The sequence below is a fragment of the Mycobacterium sp. genome (assembly GCF_035633495.1).
Taxonomy (GTDB): domain Bacteria; phylum Actinomycetota; class Actinomycetes; order Mycobacteriales; family Mycobacteriaceae; genus Mycobacterium.
This window is the reverse complement of record NZ_DASQEU010000012.1, coordinates 15,268-33,889: the sequence shown is the minus strand read 5'-3', so window position 1 is coordinate 33,889 and position 18,622 is coordinate 15,268. Positions and strand designations below refer to the sequence as shown.

The 18,622-nt window shown below is 67.7% G+C and carries 17 protein-coding genes; 2 read left to right on the top strand and 15 right to left on the bottom strand.

Going from position 1 to position 18,622, the window contains the following annotated elements; translation table 11 throughout:
- The 4 genes from lipL to mutA all read right to left on the bottom strand — a co-directional run.
- A partial coding sequence (gene lipL / locus VET27_RS01905; RefSeq protein WP_526514685.1) for an esterase/beta-lactamase LipL occupies window positions 1-1,211 on the bottom strand: 1,211 nt, incomplete at its 3' end.
- Window positions 1,212-1,397: 186 nt separating this feature from the next.
- The gene (meaB, locus tag VET27_RS01900; protein WP_526514684.1) at window positions 1,398-2,390 is read right to left on the bottom strand and encodes a methylmalonyl Co-A mutase-associated GTPase MeaB; all 993 of its coding nucleotides are present in this window, start codon (window positions 2,388-2,390) and stop codon (window positions 1,398-1,400) included.
- The gene (gene scpA, locus VET27_RS01895) at window positions 2,391-4,715 is read right to left on the bottom strand and encodes a methylmalonyl-CoA mutase (RefSeq protein WP_526514689.1); all 2,325 of its coding nucleotides are present in this window, start codon (window positions 4,713-4,715) and stop codon (window positions 2,391-2,393) included.
- A gap of 2 nt (window positions 4,716-4,717) precedes the next feature.
- Entirely contained in the window at window positions 4,718-6,583 is a 1,866-nt protein-coding gene (gene mutA, locus VET27_RS01890) for a methylmalonyl-CoA mutase small subunit (protein WP_526514688.1), read from the bottom strand.
- A 137-nt stretch (window positions 6,584-6,720) separates the two neighbouring features.
- On the opposite strand from mutA, the gene VET27_RS01885 reads away from it, so the two are divergent.
- Window positions 6,721-7,434, top strand: coding sequence for a TVP38/TMEM64 family protein (locus VET27_RS01885; protein ID WP_526514683.1), 714 nt, complete (start codon window positions 6,721-6,723; stop codon window positions 7,432-7,434).
- 1 nt (window position 7,435) lies between these two features.
- Here the strand turns inward: VET27_RS01885 and VET27_RS01880 are convergent, their stop codons facing one another.
- From VET27_RS01880 to VET27_RS01870, 3 genes are read right to left on the bottom strand one after another with little or no spacing between them, the layout of a single operon-like run.
- Complete coding sequence (locus tag VET27_RS01880) at window positions 7,436-7,795, bottom strand: DoxX family protein (protein WP_526514682.1); 360 nt, start codon at window positions 7,793-7,795, stop codon at window positions 7,436-7,438.
- Window positions 7,792-9,012: an SPFH domain-containing protein gene (locus VET27_RS01875; protein ID WP_526514681.1), complete on the bottom strand. Its 1,221-nt coding sequence runs from the start codon at window positions 9,010-9,012 to the stop codon at window positions 7,792-7,794. Before VET27_RS01875 ends, VET27_RS01880 begins: the two co-directional genes overlap by 4 nt.
- Before the next feature lie 18 nt (window positions 9,013-9,030).
- Window positions 9,031-9,462, bottom strand: coding sequence for an NfeD family protein (locus VET27_RS01870; protein WP_526514680.1), 432 nt, complete (start codon window positions 9,460-9,462; stop codon window positions 9,031-9,033).
- Window positions 9,463-9,519: 57 nt separating this feature from the next.
- On the opposite strand from VET27_RS01870, the gene VET27_RS01865 reads away from it, so the two are divergent.
- Complete coding sequence (locus tag VET27_RS01865; protein WP_526514679.1) at window positions 9,520-10,395, top strand: Rv1486c family protein; 876 nt, start codon at window positions 9,520-9,522, stop codon at window positions 10,393-10,395.
- On the opposite strand, the gene VET27_RS01860 is transcribed toward VET27_RS01865, so the two are convergent.
- The 8 genes from VET27_RS01860 to ripA form a co-directional block, all read right to left on the bottom strand.
- Complete coding sequence (locus VET27_RS01860; RefSeq protein WP_526514678.1) at window positions 10,361-11,419, bottom strand: ferrochelatase; 1,059 nt, start codon at window positions 11,417-11,419, stop codon at window positions 10,361-10,363. The genes VET27_RS01865 and VET27_RS01860 overlap by 35 nt on opposite strands.
- 5 nt (window positions 11,420-11,424) lie before the next feature.
- Window positions 11,425-12,234: an NADH-dependent enoyl-ACP reductase InhA gene (gene inhA / locus VET27_RS01855; protein WP_526514677.1), complete on the bottom strand. Its 810-nt coding sequence runs from the start codon at window positions 12,232-12,234 to the stop codon at window positions 11,425-11,427.
- Window positions 12,235-12,286: 52 nt separating this feature from the next.
- Window positions 12,287-13,003 carry a 3-oxoacyl-ACP reductase FabG1 gene (gene fabG1, locus VET27_RS01850; protein ID WP_526514676.1) on the bottom strand — a complete coding sequence of 239 codons (717 nt, stop codon included), beginning with the start codon at window positions 13,001-13,003 and terminating at the stop codon, window positions 12,287-12,289.
- Window positions 13,004-13,053: 50 nt separating this feature from the next.
- Window positions 13,054-14,061: a vWA domain-containing protein gene (locus VET27_RS01845; RefSeq protein ID WP_526514675.1), complete on the bottom strand. Its 1,008-nt coding sequence runs from the start codon at window positions 14,059-14,061 to the stop codon at window positions 13,054-13,056.
- A gap of 55 nt (window positions 14,062-14,116) precedes the next feature.
- Window positions 14,117-15,061 carry a DUF58 domain-containing protein gene (locus VET27_RS01840; protein WP_526514674.1) on the bottom strand — a complete coding sequence of 315 codons (945 nt, stop codon included), beginning with the start codon at window positions 15,059-15,061 and terminating at the stop codon, window positions 14,117-14,119.
- Window positions 15,058-16,197: a chaperone MoxR1 gene (gene moxR1 / locus VET27_RS01835; RefSeq protein ID WP_526514673.1), complete on the bottom strand. Its 1,140-nt coding sequence runs from the start codon at window positions 16,195-16,197 to the stop codon at window positions 15,058-15,060. The genes VET27_RS01840 and moxR1 overlap by 4 nt, the downstream gene beginning before the upstream one ends.
- 155 nt (window positions 16,198-16,352) lie before the next feature.
- Window positions 16,353-17,054 (bottom strand): NlpC/P60 family peptidoglycan endopeptidase RipB, encoded by a 702-nt coding sequence (ripB, locus tag VET27_RS01830; RefSeq protein ID WP_526514672.1) that lies wholly within the window; start codon window positions 17,052-17,054, stop codon window positions 16,353-16,355.
- Between the two features lie 10 nt (window positions 17,055-17,064).
- Window positions 17,065-18,480 (bottom strand): NlpC/P60 family peptidoglycan endopeptidase RipA, encoded by a 1,416-nt coding sequence (gene ripA, locus VET27_RS01825; RefSeq protein ID WP_526514671.1) that lies wholly within the window; start codon window positions 18,478-18,480, stop codon window positions 17,065-17,067.
- Window positions 18,481-18,622: the final 142 nt, after the last annotated feature.

Below are 18,622 nucleotides of genomic sequence, written 5' to 3'. Positions count from 1 at the left end.
CCCCTGCGAATCAACGCAGCCGTGGCGACGAACCCGGCCTGATCGCTCACGACGAGCGGTGTGAGCAGGCGGTTGTGGACGAAGCCGAACGCCAGACGAGTGGCTGGATCGGCCCACCCGAGGGAGCCGCCGAGACCGACGTGACCGAAACCGGGCAGCACGCCAGGCAGTGGCAGACCGTGATATCCGAGGTGAAAGGACAGCGGCATGAAGAGTCCACCGTCGGGGTGCAGGCTGGGTCGCCCCGTCAGACCTGCGACCAGCTCGGCCGACAGGAACTGCATGCCGTCGATCCGTCCGCCGTTCGCGATCGCGCCGTACATCCGGGCCAATCCCCGTGCCGTCGCAACCCCGTTCGCGGCGGGCAGCTCGGCATCGAGCAACGAGATGTCGCCCTGCACGGTGCGCTTCATGCCGGGGAAGTACATCGAGCCGAAGCCACCCGAGAACGGCAGCGCGGCAATGTGTGGTGCGACCAGGTTGAAGAGCGGATTCTGAATCCTGCTCTGCGAACCGATGATTCGCGCCGGCTGAGTTGGCGCGTCGACGGGCGGCCGACCGAGGTGGAGGCCGTCGGTGCCGAGCGGCTCGGCGAGCTCGGTGCGGAAAAGCTCTCGCATGCTGCGGCCAGTGACCGCACGTGCCAGACCCGACATCAACCAGCCGTAGGTCAGCGCGTGGTAGGAGGGCCTGCCCTTCAGCCAGCCCATCGATGCCGCGGCCATGCGTTCCTCCATCAGGAGGTGATCCATGAGGTCCGCGCTGGTGGCCCCGTTGAGTTGGGACAACCCGGCGCGATGACGCATGAGCTCGCGCACGGTGACGCCTGCCTTGCCGTTACTGGCGAAGTCAGGCCAGTAATCCGCAACGGGGGCGTCGTAGTCGATCAGGCCGCGGTCCGCGAGCCGGTGGATGACCGTGGAGGCCATGCCCTTGGTTGCCGAGAACACCATCGCGCCGGTATCGGCGTTCCATGGCCTGGTGCCCCGGCGGTCCGCCCAGCCGGTCCAGACGTCGACGACCGGCTGACCGTCGAGGTAGACGCAAAGCGCTCCGCCGCCGAAGCGCCGTCCTGGGAACAGTCGAGAGAAGGCTCGAACGACCCAGGCGAAGCTGGGGTCCGCCGCGCCATGGACACCGCGCGGTAGGGCCGAGTCATCGGCCCCGTACGGAAGCGCCGCGCTGCGCTCCCCGCGTATGGCATGGGTCACAATCATCACAATTTACCTGCGACCCCGGCAAACCCTTCTTCCAGTTACCGTTCCGTTAGCAAACTGCCTGGCTCCGCTCCACCTACTGCGCCTTGTTCAGCGGCCTTCGCCGTGGCGTCCACCTCGGGGGACCCGGTGGCAACGCTCGAACGACGACGCACGACGTCGTCTACGCCGGTGTGGTGATCATCCGAGTGGCTCGTCCAACGGTTGATGGACCATGTCGAGTATTTCCTGAGCGGCCAAGGCGGGCGTGAGCCGACCCTCGCGGACCCGCCGTTCGAGATCGTGCCGATTGGCCTGGACCGCGGCATTGGACGTCACTCGATCCAGCACGGCATCGCGCACCATCGACCACATCCACACGACCTGTTGTGCGCGGCGGCGCGCGTCGAACTCGCCCGCCTCGGTGAGCACCCGGCGGTGTTCGAGCACGGTGTCCCACAGTTCCGTCAGGCCGGTGCCTTCCAGGGCGCTCATCGTCAGCACGGGCGGTCTCCACAGCACATCGCGCGGGTAGATCAGCCGGATCGCGCCGCTGAGCTCGCGAGCCGCCTTCTTGGCCTCCACGGCGTGCGCCCCGTCGGCCTTGTTCACCACCACGACATCGGCGAGCTCGAGCACGCCCTTCTTGATGCCCTGTAGCTGATCGCCGGTGCGCGCCAGCGTCAGGAAGACGAAGGTGTCGACCATGCCTGCGACGGTGACCTCGGATTGCCCGACGCCCACCGTCTCCACCAGCACGACGTCGTAACCCGCGGCCTCGAGGAGGACGATCGTCTCCCTGGTGGCCTTGGCGACACCACCCAGGGTTCCCGACGTCGGCGACGGCCGGATGTACGCGTCGGGATGCACGGCGAGACGGGCCATCCGCGTCTTGTCACCGAGGATCGACCCGCCCGTCCTGGTCGACGACGGGTCCACGGCAAGGACCGCCACCCGGTGGCCCTGCTCGATGAGGTGCATGCCGAGAGCCTCGATGGTCGTCGACTTCCCGACCCCGGGTACCCCCGTGATGCCGACGTGCAGCGCGCTGCCCGCATCGGGCATCAACTCCATCAGCAGCCGCTGTGCGTTCTTCCGATGGTCGGCCCTGGTCGACTCGACGAGGGTGATCGCCCGTGGCAGCGCGGAACGATCCCCGCGGCGAATGGCCTGCGCAAGCTCCGAGGGGTCCATCTAGCTCAGGCTGTAACCCAGCCGCTCGGCCAACTTCTCCAGCAGGCCGATCGCGGCGTCGGCGATGACCGTGCCTGGCGGGAAGATCGCGGTGGCGCCCGCCGCGTACAGTTCGTCGAAGTCCCCCGGCGGGATCACACCGCCGACGACGATCATGATGTCGGGCCTACCGGCCTCTGCCAGGGCATCGCGCAGCGCGGGCACCAACGTCAAGTGACCGGCAGCCAGCGATGACACACCGACGACGTGCACGTCGTTGTCGGCGGCCTGCCGCGCGACCTCGTCGGGAGTCGAGAACAACGAGCCGACGTCGACGTCGAAGCCGATGTCGGCGAAGGCGGTCGCAATCACCTTTTGGCCGCGGTCGTGACCGTCCTGTCCCATCTTGGCAACCAGAATGCGCGGCCTGCGACCGTCCGCCTCGGCGAACTTCTCCACCAGTTCCGTTGCGGCTGAGACATTTCGCACGTTCTGGCCTCTCCCCACCTCGTCTCGGTACACACCCGCGATGGTGCGGATCTCCGCCTGGTGGCGTCCGTAGACCATCTCCAGGGCGTCGGAGATCTCCCCGACGGTGGCCTTGGCCCGCGCCGCGGCAATGGCCAGGGCCATCAGGTTGTTGCCGAAGCCGTCGTCCCCGGGGCCATTCCCCGAGTCACCTGCGGCACGCGACAACTCGGCCAACGCAGCCTGGGTGGCGGCCTCGTCGCGGTCGGCGCGGAGTTGCTCGAGCTTGGCGATCTGTTCGGCGCGCACCCGGTTGTTCTCGAGCTTGAGGACTTCGACTTCCTGGTCGGAGTCCACCTGGTACTTGTTGATGCCGATGACCGTCTGCGCACCGGAATCGATGCGGGCCTGGGTGCGTGCCGCCGCCTCCTCGATGCGCAGCTTGGGGATGCCCTCGCCGATCGCCTGAGCCATGCCGCCGTGTTCGGCGACCTCGGCGATGTGTGCGCGGGCCTTCTGGGCAAGCTGATGAGTCAGCCACTCCACGTAATACGACCCGCCCCAGGGATCGATGGGCCGGGTGGTGCCGGACTCCTGTTGCAACAACAGCTGCGTGTTGCGGGCGATGCGCGCGGAGAAGTCGGTGGGCAGCGCGAGCGCCTCGTCGAGTGCATTGGTGTGCAGCGACTGAGTGTGTCCCTGCGTGGCGGCCATCGCCTCGATGCAGGTGCGCGCGACGTTGTTGAACGGGTCCTGCGCCGTCAGCGACCATCCCGACGTCTGCGAGTGGGTGCGCAGGGACAGCGACTTGTCGCTCTTCGGGTCGAATTGGGCGACGAGCTCGCTCCACAGCAGCCGGCCCGCCCGCAGCTTGGCCACCTCCATGAAGAAGTTCATGCCGATGCCCCAGAAGAAGGACAGCCGGGGCGCGAACTTGTCGATGTCGAGACCGGCGTCCAAGCCAGCCTTGATGTACTCGACGCCGTCGGCGAGCGTGTAGGCGAGCTCCAGATCGGCCGTGGCACCGGCCTCTTGGATGTGATAGCCGGAGATCGAGATGGAGTTGTACTTCGGCATCTTCACGCTGGTGTAGGCGAAGATGTCGGAGATGATGCGCATCGACGCCTTGGGCGGATAGATGTAGGTGTTGCGGACCATGAACTCCTTGAGGATGTCGTTCTGGATGGTCCCCGCCAGCTTCTCCGGCGGCACGCCCTGCTCCTCCGCCGCGGCGACGTACAGCGCCAGAATCGGTAGCACGGCGCCGTTCATGGTCATCGACACCGATACCGTCGACAGGTCGATGCCATCGAACAGCTGCCGCATGTCGAGGATGGAATCGATTGCGACACCAGCCATTCCGACGTCACCGGCGACTCGCGGGTGATCGGAGTCGTAACCGCGATGGGTCGCCAGATCGAATGCCACCGACAAACCCTTCTGTCCGGCGGCCAGGTTGCGGCGGTAGAACGCGTTGGACTCCGCGGCGGTGGAGAAGCCCGCGTACTGACGGATGGTCCACGGCTGGTTGACGTACATGGTGGGGTACGGCCCACGAACGAACGGCGGCGCGCCGGGGAACGTGTCCAACGGATAGCCGGCCTCGACCGCGGCGTCGCGGTCGGCGGCAACGTAGACGGGTTTGACGTCGATGCCCTCGGGGGTGACCCAGTCGAGTTCATCTGGGGTGTAGCCGTGTTCGGCAGCGGCTGCCGCCACGTGCTCGGCGACGGCGGACTCGGCGGCGGGAGCGACCTTGCGGTCGCCGTGCAGTGGCACGTCGGCGAAGCTTGCGATGCTGGGTTTCGTGGTCGGAGCCGCCCCGGCGGCGACATCGGGTTCCGGAGCCGTCTCGGCGGCGACGTCGGGCAGGGTCATGGTCATGCCCCCAATCGGGTGAGCAGTGTCGACAGCGCGGCGATCGCGTCGATCTTGGCGGTGAGGTACTCGTCGGGCCGACTCGCAGCATCGGCGACCGCCTTCTCAGGTCCGGCGAGGTACACGTGTGAGACACCCGCTGCGCGAGCGGCTTCCACCACGTCGGTGGCCTCTTCGGCGTAGCGCGCATCGGTCCCGCAGATCACCGCGGCGACCGTGCCGCCCGCGTCCGATACTGCCTGCACGACGCCTGCCGCCGCCACCGTGCCCGGATTCACCGACTCCACCCCGCCAGAAGCCAGTAGGTTCGCGGCGAACGTGGCGCGGATGTTGTGCTCGGCGAGTGGACCCACCGGCAGCAGCAGCGCCATCGGGCGCGCACCGTTTGCCACGAGATAGGCATCGGACCGGTCCCGCAACGCCTCGAACCCCGCTGCGTACCTTTCCACCGTAGACGTCGGGTTGGGTTGCGGCAGAGGCGCTTCCGCGAGATTCGGATATTCGTTCACACCGGTGAGCGCGGTCCGTCGGTGCGCGACGTCGTCGCTGCGTCTGGATCGGACCCCGGCGATCTCTGCTGCCACGTGGTCGCGGGCCGCGACGAATCCACCTCTGGCCTCGACGTCCTGAAAGTGCTTCCACGCTTCCTCGCTGAGCCTGCGGGTCAGGTCCTCGATGAACCACGAGCCGCCCCCCGGATCGAGGACCCGACCGAGGTGCGATTCCTCCAGCAACAGGAGTTGCGTGTTGCGTGCCATTCGGCGCGCGAAAGTTCTTGCCACACCGGGTAACCCACCGGCGATGGAGCTGTCGAATTCGTAGACCTGCACGGTGTCCGCGCCACCGACGCCCGCACCGAACGCGCCGAGCGTGGTGCGCAGCATGTTCACCCAGGGGTCGCGCTGCGCCATCATCGGTCGCGACGTGACGGCATGGATCGTTGCCGCCCCGGCCTCGGGGTGACCCACGACCTCGGCCACCCTGGCCCAGAGTTGGCGTGCCGCCCGCAATTTGGCGATGGTCATGAACTGGTCGTCGTCCGCGCCGTAACGGAAGGCGATCTGTTCGAGCGCGTCCGGCGCGGCGATGCCGCCCTCGCCGAGCAGGCGCAGGTAGGCCACTCCGGCGCCGACGGCGCCTGCGAGTTCCCAGGAGGCGCTGGCGCCCCGATCATGCAAGGAGGATCCGTCGACGGTCACCGCACGCACGCCTCCGTCGTATCCGACGGTCTTGGCTGCGGTCGCGACGACCTCTTCGATCGTGGGCGTGCTCCGGTCGGTGAGCGCTGCCGTCAACGGATCTGCGCCGAGGTCGATCGACAACCTGCGGCGCTTGGCATCGTCGAAGTCGGTCACCAGGGCCAAGACGGCATCCGCGGCGGCAACGTAGTCCGTGCCCGCGTCGAGGATCACCGGCACCAGCTCGAGGAAGATGCCCTCGAGCATTCGGTCCAGGTCGGTCACGTCGACCCCGCCCGCACCGACGCGCAGCACCAGCGCGCTGACGCCGTCCGCCAGCGCAGCCAGCACCGCTTCGTTGCCATCGGACACCCCACCAAGGGTGACCGGGAACGACTCCGCGACCCTCCACCCCGACCTGACGTCGCGCAACGCATCGCCACCGCGCACGAAGGGCCACTGACCAGGTAGCGAAGGCTCCGGCAGCGCATCGAGGCCGGTGTACAGGGGGCGCACCGGGAAGCCGTCGTACGTCGGCGAATCGAGGAGGCGCTCGGGTTCTGCACCCAGATCGGAGGGGTCCTTGCGGCTACTCTTCGCCAACACGCCGGCGACCGCGGCGCGCCAGGTTTGGCGGTCGGATTCCATGGTGCCGACGTTGGCACCGGACCCCTGTACGGACACCGGCATCTCCCTGTTGTCGTACGTGTGACGAACCACCCGGCCATCAGGCTAAATGATCGACATAACGCGTCATCCTCGCGGGCGTACGTCTCGCGGCCTCGCCGGCGGGAGTCGTCGGCCGATGCCACGTACCCTTGACAAGCGTGAAGCCCGTCGTCAGCACGCTGCGCGGGATCGGCGCCGCCTTGGTCGCGAGCGCCCGGCAGGTTCCTCGACGCCGGATCGTCGCCACGGCGATCTCTGCTGTGATTCTCGTCGCAATCGTACTGCTGGTGCCCTTGCCCACCGCGCTTCAGCTGCGCGACTGGGCGACCTCGGTGGGGCCGTGGTTCCCGCTGGCCTTCCTGGCGGCTCACGTCGTCGTCACGGTGTTCCCGTTCCCGCGCACGGCCTTCACGCTGTCCGCGGGGCTGCTCTTCGGCCCCCTGCTGGGCGTCGGGATCGCTCTGGTCGCCAGCACGCTGAGCGCCGTCATCGCGTTGTTCCTGGTTCGTGCCGTCGGCTGGCAGCTGAACCGCCTGGTGGGGCACCCCAGGGTCGAGGCTCTGAACACCCGACTCGAGAAACGAAGCTGGCCGACGGTCCTGTCGATGCGGATGATCCCCGCGGTGCCGTTCTCGGTGCTCAACTATGCGGCGGGCGCGTCCGCGATCCGCGCGCTGCCGTACACGCTGGCCACCATTGTCGGGCTGCTGCCGGGGACCGCCGCCGTCGTCGTCTTCGGCGATGCGCTCACCGGCAACGTCAGCCCGTTGCTGTTCCTGATCTCGGTGTGTACCGCCAGTCTCGGCGTCACGGGTCTGATCTATGAGATTCGCAGTCACCGTCGCCATCGTGCCGGCACCTTCACACCCTGACTCACCCCTCGACGCTGGGTCCCTTCACCGTCATGGCGCCGAACAACCCGAGGAAGGACGTCGCCGCCAACAACCCCGGGCTCCAGTCCCTGGCCCTGACGTGGAACGCCACCGCCAGCACGAAGTACACGGTCAGCATGAACGTGGTAAGGCGGGCCAGTGCCGGGAACCGGTACACCGACAGCAGACCCACCGCCGACGCCGCCTTGACCACCGGGATGACCGGCCGCAACTCCTCGGCCAGCCCGACGTCGTCGAACGCCTTCTTGATCGGGGCGATCTGCAGACCGCACGCGACGGCGTCACCGGCCTGCATCGCGGCCAGCAGGGCGTAGGCCCGTCGCGACGTCAGCGCGGTCACTGACCCGGGCTACTACCGTGCCGTGGCGCCGGGGGTTGCCCGTAGTCGGTCGCAGGCGGCTGGGCCTGCTGCGACAGCGGCGCGTACTGCGGGGGCGCATCGATGGCACCCGAGCCGGGGGTACGCGCCTCGGCCACCGCCTGCGCGACCGCCTGCGCGATCTCGGGGTCTGACTTCGTGTTGAACCACTCCGCCACCTCGGCCGAGTCATCCTCGGGCTTCGGCAGGTCTTCCTCCACCGGCGACGGCTGATAGCGGAAGACGCCGTCCTCGCCTGGCGCGCCGAGCATCTTGGTGAAGCCCTGCAGCGCCGTCCCGAAGTCGCTGGGTACCAGCCAGACCTTGTTCGCCTCGCCCTTTGCCATCAGGGGCAGGGTCTGCAGGTACTGGTAGGCGAGCATCTCGGGGGTCGGGCGACCGGCCTTGATCGCCGCGAACGTCTTCTCGATGGCCTTGGCCTGGCCTTGGGCCTGCAGGTAGGACGCAGCTCGCTCACCCTGGGCACGCAGCATCCGGGACTGACGGTCGGCCTCGGCGGCCAGGATCGCGGCCTGCTTGGCACCTTCGGCAGACAGGATCTGAGCCTGCTTCTGGCCCTCGGCCTGCATGATCGACGCCGCGCGGTTGCCCTCGGCGGTCAGGATCATGGCGCGCTTCTCGCGGTCGGCGCGCATCTGCTTCTCCATCGAATCCTGGATCGACGGCGGCGGGTCGATGCTGCGGAGTTCGACCCGGGCCACGCGCAGTCCCCATCGCCCGGTGGCCTCGTCGAGCACACCGCGGAGTTGGCCGTTGATCTGGTCGCGTGAGGTCAATGCCTGCTCCAGGGTCATGCCGCCGACCACGTTGCGCAGGGTGGTCGTGGTCAACTGCTCGACGCCGACGATGTAGTTACTGATCGCGTAGACCGCGGCTTGGGGCTCGGTGACCTGAAAGTAGACGACGGTGTCGATGTTGACCGTCAGGTTGTCCTCGGTGATCACCGGCTGCGGAGGGAACGACACGACCCGCTCGCGCAGGTCGACCCTGGCGCGGATCTTGTCGACGAACGGGAGCAGCAGCGTGAGCTGCCCGGAGACGGTCTTGCTGTAGCGCCCCAGCCGTTCGATGACCGCGGCCTCGGCCTGCGGAATCACCTTGACGGACTTGACGACGACGATGATCGCGAAGATCACCAACACCGCCGCCAGAATCAGCCCGAAGAAAGCACCATCCATTGCAGTTCCTCCCTAAATTTAGATGCTCTTGAAGACGACCGCGGTTGCGCCGTCGATGCGCACGACGGTGACGTGGTCGCCCGGTTCGTAGACCTCGTCGTCGTTGAGCGGACGGGCCGTCCAGACCTGACCATCGAGTTTCACCTGGCCTTCGTGGCGCCCCACCCTGTCGAGCACCAGCGCGCCCTGGCCTTCGAGAGCCTTCATCGGCTCCGGCAGACCGGTGCCCGCCGCGTACCGCTTGCGTAGGGCCGGGCGCACTAGCACCAGCAGCAGCATCGATACGACGGCGAAGACCGCACCGTCGACCCAGACCGGTCCGCCGAACAGCGCGCTGGCACCGGCGGCCGACAACGCGCCGCCGCTGAGCATGAGCAGAAAGAGATCACCGGTCATCGCTTCCGCACCGGCCAGGGCCAGTGCCGCCACCAGCCAGATCAGTGCGCCCATGTAGCCAGCCTAGCGCGTATCCCGCTCGCAGCCGTCAACAACTACACTGCGTGCATCATGTGGTGCCCCAGTGTTTCCCTGTCGGTATGGGCCAACGCTTGGCTCGCTGGCGTCGCCGCGCCGGACGACGTTCTTGATGCGCTATCACTATGGGCGCCAAGGCATTCCGTAACCGCTTACGACTCCGTCGTGGCAGACCGCACCGGGCTGCCCTGGCCGGATCTCACCGATGCGGGCGCGGTGTCTCTGCTGCAGACACTGCGCACGGCCGCGGGCCCGCCGACCGGTGAGCCCGTGATCGCCGTCACGCTGCCGATCCCCGGCGACGTTCGCGGGCTGCCGGCGGGCACTCAGTTCACCCTCGATGCCATCTCGGCTGGCGAGGCGATCACCGTGTCGTACCGGGAAATCACCGCGGTCGGTCTGGTCCCCGAGTTCGCCTACGACGAGACCGACCCCGATTACGACCACACCGACGACGAGTCGACCGACCACTACGCCGAACCGATCGCGCTGCAATGGACCGTGTACTCGCTGCCCGGGGTGCCGATCGGTCAGCAACTGGACCTCGGCCACGCCGAGTACGAACTGCGCGCCGCCGTACGCTCGGCAGCCGACGCGCTCGGCACCCTGCGCGCCGGGATGACTTCCGCGGACGTCGCCGATCCGCGGGGCCTCGTCGAACAGGTTCTCGAGTCGGCGCGTTTGCATCGAGCACCCGATCACGCACCCGAGCGCGCCTTGCGGGTCCTGGAGAACGCCGCTCACGTCGACGCCATCATCACCGTCAGTTCGGGCCTGATGCCGATCGGGCTTCAGTCGTCGTCGGAGATGCGGATCGCCAACGACGCGCTCCGCCCACTGGTCGGCGTGGTGCGTTCGGCGCGGATGGCTGCGGTCAGCGCGATCCTGCAGTCGGCGTGGCGTCGCTAGAGCAGCCGGCCGTACACAACGACCCGTCGATGCTGAACCCGTAGCCGGGAACGGGCTGCGGGCCGACGACCCTGACCGGGTCCCGTCCCTCGCGCAGTTCGTCGATCAGGTCGACGGTCAGCCGGGCGAATCGCCGCTGCGCATTCGGCGTCGTCGCGCGGGCGAACGCGATGCCCGCCGCTTCCGCCTGCTCCCTGAGCTCGTTGTCGAGATCCCAGACCACCTCGATGTGGTCGGCGACGAAGCCGATCGGGCATACGATCACCGCCCTGGTGCCGGCCGCCGCCAATGCGGTGAGCTGTTCGGACACGTCGGGCTCCAGCCACGGCACCTGCGGCGGACCGGATCTCGACTGCCAGACCTGGTCGTAGTCGGAGTAGCCCGCGGCCGCCGCCACCAGCCCCGCCGAGTAGGCGACCTGCCTGCTGTAGAGGTCCGGTCCGCAGCGCGACGCCGCGCGCAGCGGAATGGAGTGTGCGGTGAAGATCAGGCGTGCCTCGTCGCGCAGGTCCGCGGGAAGGGTCGCGGCGGCATCGGCGATCGCGTCGGCGAACGTCTCGACCAACAATGGGTGGTCGAAGTACTGTCGTAACTTGACGAGTTCGGGCGCCTCCGACCCGACCGCGCGGCGTGCCCGGGCGATGTCCTCCTGGTACTGGGTGCAGCCCGAGTAGCCACCCCACGCCGACGTGGTGAAGACCGCGGCGCGCCGAATGCCGTCGTCGCGCATCCGCGCCACGGTGTCCTCGACGTACGGTTCCCAATTGCGGTTGCCGAAGTAGACGGGTACGCCCATGCCGCGCTCGACGAGCTCCGCCTCGATCTGCTCGATCAGCGCACGGTTGATGCCGTTGATCGGCGAGACCCCGCCGAAGTGCAGGTAGTGCTTGGCGACGTCGTCCAGGCGCTCGGGCGGGATGTTGCGGCCGCGGGTGACGTTCTCCAGGAAGGGCCGCACCTGCTCGGGTCCCTCCGGGCCACCGAAGGACAGCAGGAGCAACGCGTCGAAGTCGAGCTCGTTCATCTGATCTACAGCAACTGTGTGCTGGCGCCGCCGTCGGCGTAGACGATGGTTCCCGTCGTGGCGGGGAGCCAGTCGGAGATCAAGGCGCACACCGTCTTTGCGACCGGTGTCGGGTCCTTCATGTTCCAGCCGATGGGCGCCCGCTGGTCCCAGCCCTCCTCGAGCAGCTTCATCTGGTCGCCGGCTTCGGCGCCGAGCGCACCACCGACGATGGCACTCATGGCCAGTGTCCGGATCGGTCCTGCGGCAACGAGATTCGACCGCACGCCGTACTGACCGGCCTCGCGCGCGACGAACCGGTTCACCGACTCCAACGCACTCTTGGCGACCGTCATCCAGTTGTAGGCGGGCATCGCACGGGTGGGGTCGAAGTCCATGCCGACGATGCCGCCACCGGGGTTCATGATCGGCAGCGCGGCCTTGGCCAGCGACGCGTAGGAGTAGGCCGAGATGTGGATGCCCTTGGCGACGTCTTCATACGGGGCGTCGAAGAACGGGTTGATGCCCATGCCGGTCTGCGGCATGAAACCGATCGAGTGCACGACGCCGTCAAGCTTGTTGCCCTCGCCGATGACCTCGGTGACGCGGTCGGCAAGGCTGGCGAGGTGCTCCTCGTTCTGCACGTCCAGCTCGAGCAGCGGCGCCGGGTTGGGCAGCCGGTCGGCGATCCGCTGGATCAGCTTCATCCGGTCGAACCCGGTCAACACCAGCTCCGCGCCGGCCTCCTGCGCGACCTTCGCGATGTGGAACGCGATCGACGAGTCCGTGATGATCCCCGTGACGAGGATGCGCTTGCCTTCGAGAAACCCTGCCATGTCCGTCCTCTACTCCTTGCCAAAGATGCCGTGCCCGATCGTTTGCTGCCGCTCAGTGACCCATGCCGAGGCCACCGTCGACCGGGATGACGGCGCCGGAAATGTACGCGGCGTCCCCCGACGCCAGGAAGCTGACGACGCCCGCGACCTCTTCGACCTTGCCGATGCGGGACATCGGGATTGCCTGCAGGGCGGTGTCCTGCATCTTGTCGTCGAGCGCGCGCGTCATCTCGGTGTCGATGAAGCCCGGCGCCACCACGTTGGCCGTGATGGAGCGCGACCCGAGCTCGCGCGTGAGCGAACGGGCCATGCCGACGAGGCCCGCCTTGGAGGCGGAATAGTTCGCCTGCCCGGGCAGCCCGATCGAGCCGGCCACCGAACCCATGAAGATCATTCGGCCGAAGCGCTTCTTGATCATGTTGCGCGACGCGCGCTTGGCGACGCGGAACACGCCGGTCAGGTTGGCGTTGATGACCTTCTCGAAGTTCTCCTCGCTCATTCGCATGATGAGCATGTCCGCGGTGACGCCTGCGTTGGCGACGAGCACCTCGACGGGGCCCTGATGCTCCTCGACCTCGGTGAAGGCGCGGTCGACGGCGGCGGTGTCGGTGACGTCGCACTCGACGCCGAAGAGCCCGTCGGGTGCGCCCGAACCACGGTGTGTCACTGCGACCTTGTGCCCGTCGGCGGCCAGTCGCTGGGCGACCGCGAGGCCGATGCCGCGGTTGCCACCGGTGACCAGCACGGAGCGCGATACGAAGTCCGTCATGTTCGCCAACCTATCGTCTCGCGTCTGTCCGGCCGAAATCGCCGTGCGGGTCAACCGGGCAGACGGCGGTTGATCAGCAGCGCGGCCAGTGCCGCAAGTGCGAGTACCAGCGAGCCGAGTCGAAGCCATCCCACGCTGGCATCGCCCTTGATGGTCTCGTAGCCGATCTGCTCTTGCAGAGAGGTGAAGACCGCCTTGAGCTGCTCCAGGCTCGACGCGGAGTAGGCGTTGCCGCCAGAGAGCTCGGCGATCTTCTTGAGCATCTCGTCGTCGACGGGCACGGGCTGACGTTGGTCGTTGATCTCGACGTACCCGTACTTCGTGCCGAAGGACACCGTGGAGATCGGTACGCCCTGGTCGTCGGCCGTGCGGGCGGCGGTGTAGGCGCCCTTCGGATTGTCCGGATTCGACGGCACCGTCTCCTTGCCGTCCGACATCAGCACGATGCGCGCCGGCGGCGGTTCATCGCCGCCGCCGATGACCGCGCCCACGGTCGCGATGGCCTGCAGGGCCGTGAAGATCCCCTCGCCCGTCGCGGTGCGGTCGGCCAGTTGCAGCTTGTCGATGGCGGCCTTGGTGGCATCGCGGTTGGTCGTCGGTGACACCAGCACGGTCGCGGTGCCCGCATACGCAATCAGGCCGAGGTTGATGCCGGGCGTCAGCTGGTCGGCGAATTGCTTGGCAGCCTCCTGAGCGGCGGCCAACCGGCTGGGTGCGACGTCGGTGGCACGCATCGACTGCGACACGTCGATCACCAGCATGACCACGGCGCGGTTGCGCGGTATCCGGACGTCGTTCGTGGGCCCCGCCATCGCCACGGTGAAGAGCACCAGCGACAGCACCATCAGGATCGCGGACAGGTGCCGCCAGCGGGCGGGACGCTTGGGCGCCACGCTCTCGAGCAGCTCCATGTTGGCGAAGCGCAGCATCCGCTTCTGCCGGGCCACCTGAACGACGACGTATAGGGCAACCAGGCCGAGCACGAAGAGAAGGAAGAGGAAGAACCACGGGTTCTTGAACCCCGTCAGGCTCATCGGGCCAAAAATCGGTAATGTCATGTGCTACTTGTCATTTCAGTAATCCGTCCGCAAGCGCTCATCGGGGCGCAGAGACTCATCGGGACGCAAGGGCTCCCCGACGTCGATTGGCCACGAATCGAACGACGTCGGCGATCCAGTCCCGGTCGGTACGCAGGGTCAGCAGCGGCGCGTTGCAGCGGCGCAAGGTGCGTGCCACGTCGGCACGATGTGCCGTCGCCGCCTTGGCGAAGTCGGCACGCAGTTGCGCGTCGATGGTGAACTCGCGGGTCACGCCGGATTCGGTGTCTTGCAGGACCACGTCGCCGACGTCGGGCAGTTCGACGTCACGGGGATCGATGACCTCGATGCCGAGCACCTCGTGCCGCCCGGCGATGGCCCGCAGCGGCCGCATCCAGTTGATCGGACCGAGGAAGTCGCTGATGATCACCGCCATGCCGCGCCGCCGCTCGGGCCTGCGCAACGCATCGATGGCGGCGGCCAGGTCACCGCGCACGCCCAGTGGCGCCCGCGGCATGGTCGCGATCGCGCGGAGCAGTTCGTGCTCGTGGATCCGACCGCTGAGTGCGGGCACCCGTCTGGTGCTCTCGCCGTTGGTGATCACCGCACCGAGGCGGTTGCCGCCACCACTGTTGAGGAACGCGATGGCCGCAGCGGCCGCCACGGCGAGGTCGCGCTTCTCGCATCCGGCGGTGCCGAAGTCGAGGCTCGCCGAGACGTCCACGACGAGCCACGTCTCGAGCTCGCGGTCGGCGATCATCTGCCGCACGTGCGGCGTCGTGGTGCGGGCGGTCACCGACCAGTCCATCCGGCGCACGTCGTCACCGGGCTGGTAGATGCGGGAGTCCCCCGGCTCGGAGCCCGGTCCGGGCACCAGTCCCTGGTGATCGCCGTGCAGCACGCCGTCGAGCTTGCGGCGGACCGTCAGCTCCAGCTTGCGGAGCGCGGCCGAGAGCTCCGGATCCCGGATCTGACCGCGTTGGAGCGACGGCAGATCCACGCGGCCTGACGACTCAGTCACCGACCGCCGGCCGCCGCCGCGGTGGGCATGGCGGGCGCCACCGAATGTCCCTGCTGCGGAATGGCATTCACCTGTGGCAGCGCGACGGTCTGCATGATCCGGTTGATGACCGTCTCGGCTGACACCTCATCGGCCAGCGCGTCGTAGCTCAGCACCAGACGGTGCCGCAGCACGTCGGGGATCACCTCGACGACGTCCTGTGGGATGACGTAGTCGCGCCCACGCACCAGCGCCAGTGCCCGTGACGCGGCGATGATGCCGAGCGAGGCACGCGGTGAGGCGCCGTAGGCGATCCACGCCTTGGCGTCGGGCATGCCGAACTTCTCGGGTTCGCGGGTGGCGGTCACGATGCGAACGACGTAGTCGACGAGCGCGTGGTGGACGAAGATGCCCGCGGCGATGTCCTGCAGCCTCAGCAGGTCACCGATGTTGAGGATCTGCTTCGGCTGCGGCGGGTTGACGCCCATCCGATAGATGATCTCGCGCTCTTCCTCGGGCGTCGGGTAGTCGACGTTCAGCTTGAACAGGAAGCGGTCGCGCTGGGCTTCAGGCAGGGAGTAGACGCCCTCCTGCTCGATCGGGTTCTGCGTCGCCATGACGAGGAACGGGCTCGGCAGCGGGAAGGTCTTGCCTCCAAGCGACACCTTGCGCTCGGCCATCACCTCGAGCAGCGCCGACTGCACCTTGGCGGGAGCGCGGTTGATCTCGTCGGCGAGCAGGAAGTTGACCATCACGGGCCCGAGCTCGATGTCGAACTCTTCCTTGCCCACCCGGTAGATGCGGGTACCCACGATGTCGGTGGGCACCAGGTCGGGGGTGAACTGGATGCGCGCGAACGTCCCGCCGACGACCTTGGCGAACGTCTCCACCGCGAGGGTCTTGGCCACACCCGGAACGCCTTCGAGGAGCACGTGGCCCTTCGCGAGGAGCCCGACCAGCATGCGCTCGACCAGCAGGTCCTGACCGACGATGATCCGCTTGACCTCGAAGATCGCCCGCTCCAGGGTGTGGACCTCGTTCTGCAGGCCACCGTTCGTGGACGGGGGCTGCTGGGGACCGCCTTGCGGGAAGCCCTCCGGCGGGGCCTGCCCGGGGAAACCTCCGGCGCCCTGCGGCGGCCCACTCGGTGACGTCATTCAGTTTCCTCCCACGTGTTCTGGTCCGGCGTTCAGTTCAGACCGCTGGTCTTGGTTGGTCTCGGTGGCGCCAGAGCCACTCGGCGGACGCTCCTCGTCAACTATTCCAGGCAGTTCGGAATCCGTCGACGTGCCCTGCCGCGAAGCGGTCTCGATCAGGACTCGATGAACCGAACCAGGTGCGGAGACATGCCCGCGGTGCGCACCGGGCTGACGGTCACCCTTTCGGCACTACCCGACGCCTCGAGCATCCGGCCGCCGCCGAGGAAGATCGCCACGTGTTGGCTGCCGCCCGGCCCGTAGAAGATCAGGTCACCTCGCCTGGCCTGCGAGGGCGCGATCGGCCTTCCGGAGCTGTACTGGTCGCCCGAGTACTTCGGGATCGGCACGCCCACGCCCGCGAAGGCGTACCGCGTGAAGCCGGAACAGTCGTAGCCGACCTTGCCCGCGTCGTAGTCGACGCCCTCGCTGGGTCCGTTGAGCGCGCCGCCGCCCCACGAGTACGGCACGCCCATCTGGGAACCGGCGCGTCGGATCACGTACTCGATCGCCTCCGGGCCGCGCACCCGACCACCGGCCACGGCGGCGGGCGCACTGCCGCCGAGACCAATGCTGGACAGGAACTGCCGTCCGAGGCTCTGGGTGGTCTGCAACGCGATCGCACTGGCCTGGAAGGACGCGTTGGCGATCGCGACGGGGTCTCCGGGCGCTCCGGAGCTGGGCCGCTGCGGCAGCGTCGGATCCCACGCTCCGTCGGCGGGGTCGGCGCTGGCCGGCGCTGAAGCAACAAACGTCAACGTGAACGCGCAGATGATCAGAGCCAGCGCCTTGGACCAGCGGAGGAACGTCACGTGCAAGGCAATCCCATCAGTATTCGATCAATCGAGTCACGTAGGGGGTCATTCCGCTGGTCCGGACGGGCGAGATCTTGACCGTCGAACCGGTGTACGGCGCTTCAAGCATTTGGCCGCTGCCCAGGTACATCGCAACGTGCTGACTGGCATTGGGCCCGTAGAAGATCATGTCGCCGCGGCGCATCTGCGAAGACGGGACCTTCCGTCCAGCGTTGTACTGCGATCCCGAGTAGTGGTCGAGTTTGATTCCGACCCCGGCGAATCCGTACAACATGAGGCCTGAGCAGTCGAAGCCAACGGTCCCGGAACCAGAGTCGATGCCGCGGCTCGGACCCGCGGCGTTGCCGCCGCCCCAGGAGTAGGGCACGCCCATCTGCGATTGCATTCGTTTGATCGCGTACTCCGAGGCCTGCTGACCGTAGACACGGGGTATCGCCCCGTTGGTGTAACCGGTTGGCGTGGGGAGGATTCCGAGCTTCTGCAGGAAGCCGCGTCCCATCTGCTGGGTCGCCTGAGCCGAGCTGGTTGCGATCCCGAGGATCGAGTTGATGATCGCAATCGGGTCACCGCTGACGAACGCACTGGGGATCGCCGGCAGCGTGGGATCCCACACGGTGTCCCACTTCGAATTGCCCGGCGCGGCTGCGGCAGGGTCGCGGTCCCAGTCGTTCGACGGGATGGCCGCGGCGGCGGGTGCCGCGACGGGGGCGGCCTGCGCGGCCGCCTTGGTGACGGGCGCCGACCAATCACGGGCCTCGGTGAGCTTCGCCCGTGCCGCCGACCGGTCGGCGCTGAGTCGATCCAGTTCGGCCTGCTGGCCCTTGAACGTCTGCTGCGCCTGCGTCAGCGACGCGACGGCGGCGTCCTGGCTGGATTGGGCGTCGACGACGGCCTGGTCGGCCTTCTGCTTGGCCAGTCGGGCCGCGGAGTCCCGGTTGACCTGTTCGGTGCGGGCGCGTTGCAGTGCGGTGATCGCCTGCTGCGTGCCGGCGTTCAGCGTCTGGCCGGTGGCCGCGGTGTCGAGGATGTCCGCCGGGTCCTTGGCGGTCACGTACGACGCGGACGGACCATTCATGTAGGTCGACGCGGCGAACGTGTCGAAGCGCTGCTGGGCCGACGAGATCGCCGCGTCGGCGTCGTTGAGCGCTGCCTGACTGGCGTCGACCTCGCTCTGGGCGGCCGCAGCGTCGTCACGCGCCGTCTGGACGTCGACGATCGCCTTGTTGACGCTCTCCTGCTCCGCTTGGATGCTCGCACCGAGTTCCTGCAACTTCTGATCCGCGTTGGCGACCGCGGCCACGAGGCCCGCGATTCCCTCCGAACTTGCAGGCTCGGCCGCCGCGAGTCCCACGCCGTGGGTGAACACGGACGCGACGAGAACACCACATGCGAGCGAACCCGCAAGCGAGGCGCGAAGGGTGCGTCTCATTGGACTCCGGTCTCCTAAGGCTGAACGCGAACGTGATGGCACGTTCGTCGGGCGCCTTGGTCACAGGAGTCACGTGAATCACAACTGCAACAGCAGGCACCTTCTGCACCGTACGTCACAACAAGCGTCAAGGAAACGCCAG

Bases quoted from the DNA above. Each gene is read 5' to 3' on its own strand.
- meaB (WP_526514684.1), bottom strand. From the start codon at position 2,390: ATGGACCCCTCGGAGCTTGCGCAGGCCATTCGCCGCGGGGATCGTTCC.
- scpA (WP_526514689.1), bottom strand. From the start codon at position 4,715: ATGACCCTGCCCGACGTCGCCGCCGAGACGGCTCCGGAACCCGATGTC.
- mutA (WP_526514688.1), bottom strand. From the start codon at position 6,583: ATGCCGGTGTCCGTACAGGGGTCCGGTGCCAACGTCGGCACCATGGAA.
- VET27_RS01875 (WP_526514681.1), bottom strand. From the start codon at position 9,012: ATGGATGGTGCTTTCTTCGGGCTGATTCTGGCGGCGGTGTTGGTGATC.
- VET27_RS01870 (WP_526514680.1), bottom strand. From the start codon at position 9,462: ATGGGCGCACTGATCTGGCTGGTGGCGGCACTGGCCCTGGCCGGTGCG.
- VET27_RS01865 (WP_526514679.1), top strand. From the start codon at position 9,520: ATGTGGTGCCCCAGTGTTTCCCTGTCGGTATGGGCCAACGCTTGGCTC.
- VET27_RS01860 (WP_526514678.1), bottom strand. From the start codon at position 11,419: ATGAACGAGCTCGACTTCGACGCGTTGCTCCTGCTGTCCTTCGGTGGC.
- inhA (WP_526514677.1), bottom strand. From the start codon at position 12,234: ATGGCAGGGTTTCTCGAAGGCAAGCGCATCCTCGTCACGGGGATCATC.
- fabG1 (WP_526514676.1), bottom strand. From the start codon at position 13,003: ATGACGGACTTCGTATCGCGCTCCGTGCTGGTCACCGGTGGCAACCGC.
- VET27_RS01845 (WP_526514675.1), bottom strand. From the start codon at position 14,061: ATGACATTACCGATTTTTGGCCCGATGAGCCTGACGGGGTTCAAGAAC.
- moxR1 (WP_526514673.1), bottom strand. From the start codon at position 16,197: ATGACGTCACCGAGTGGGCCGCCGCAGGGCGCCGGAGGTTTCCCCGGG.
- ripA (WP_526514671.1), bottom strand. From the start codon at position 18,480: ATGAGACGCACCCTTCGCGCCTCGCTTGCGGGTTCGCTCGCATGTGGT.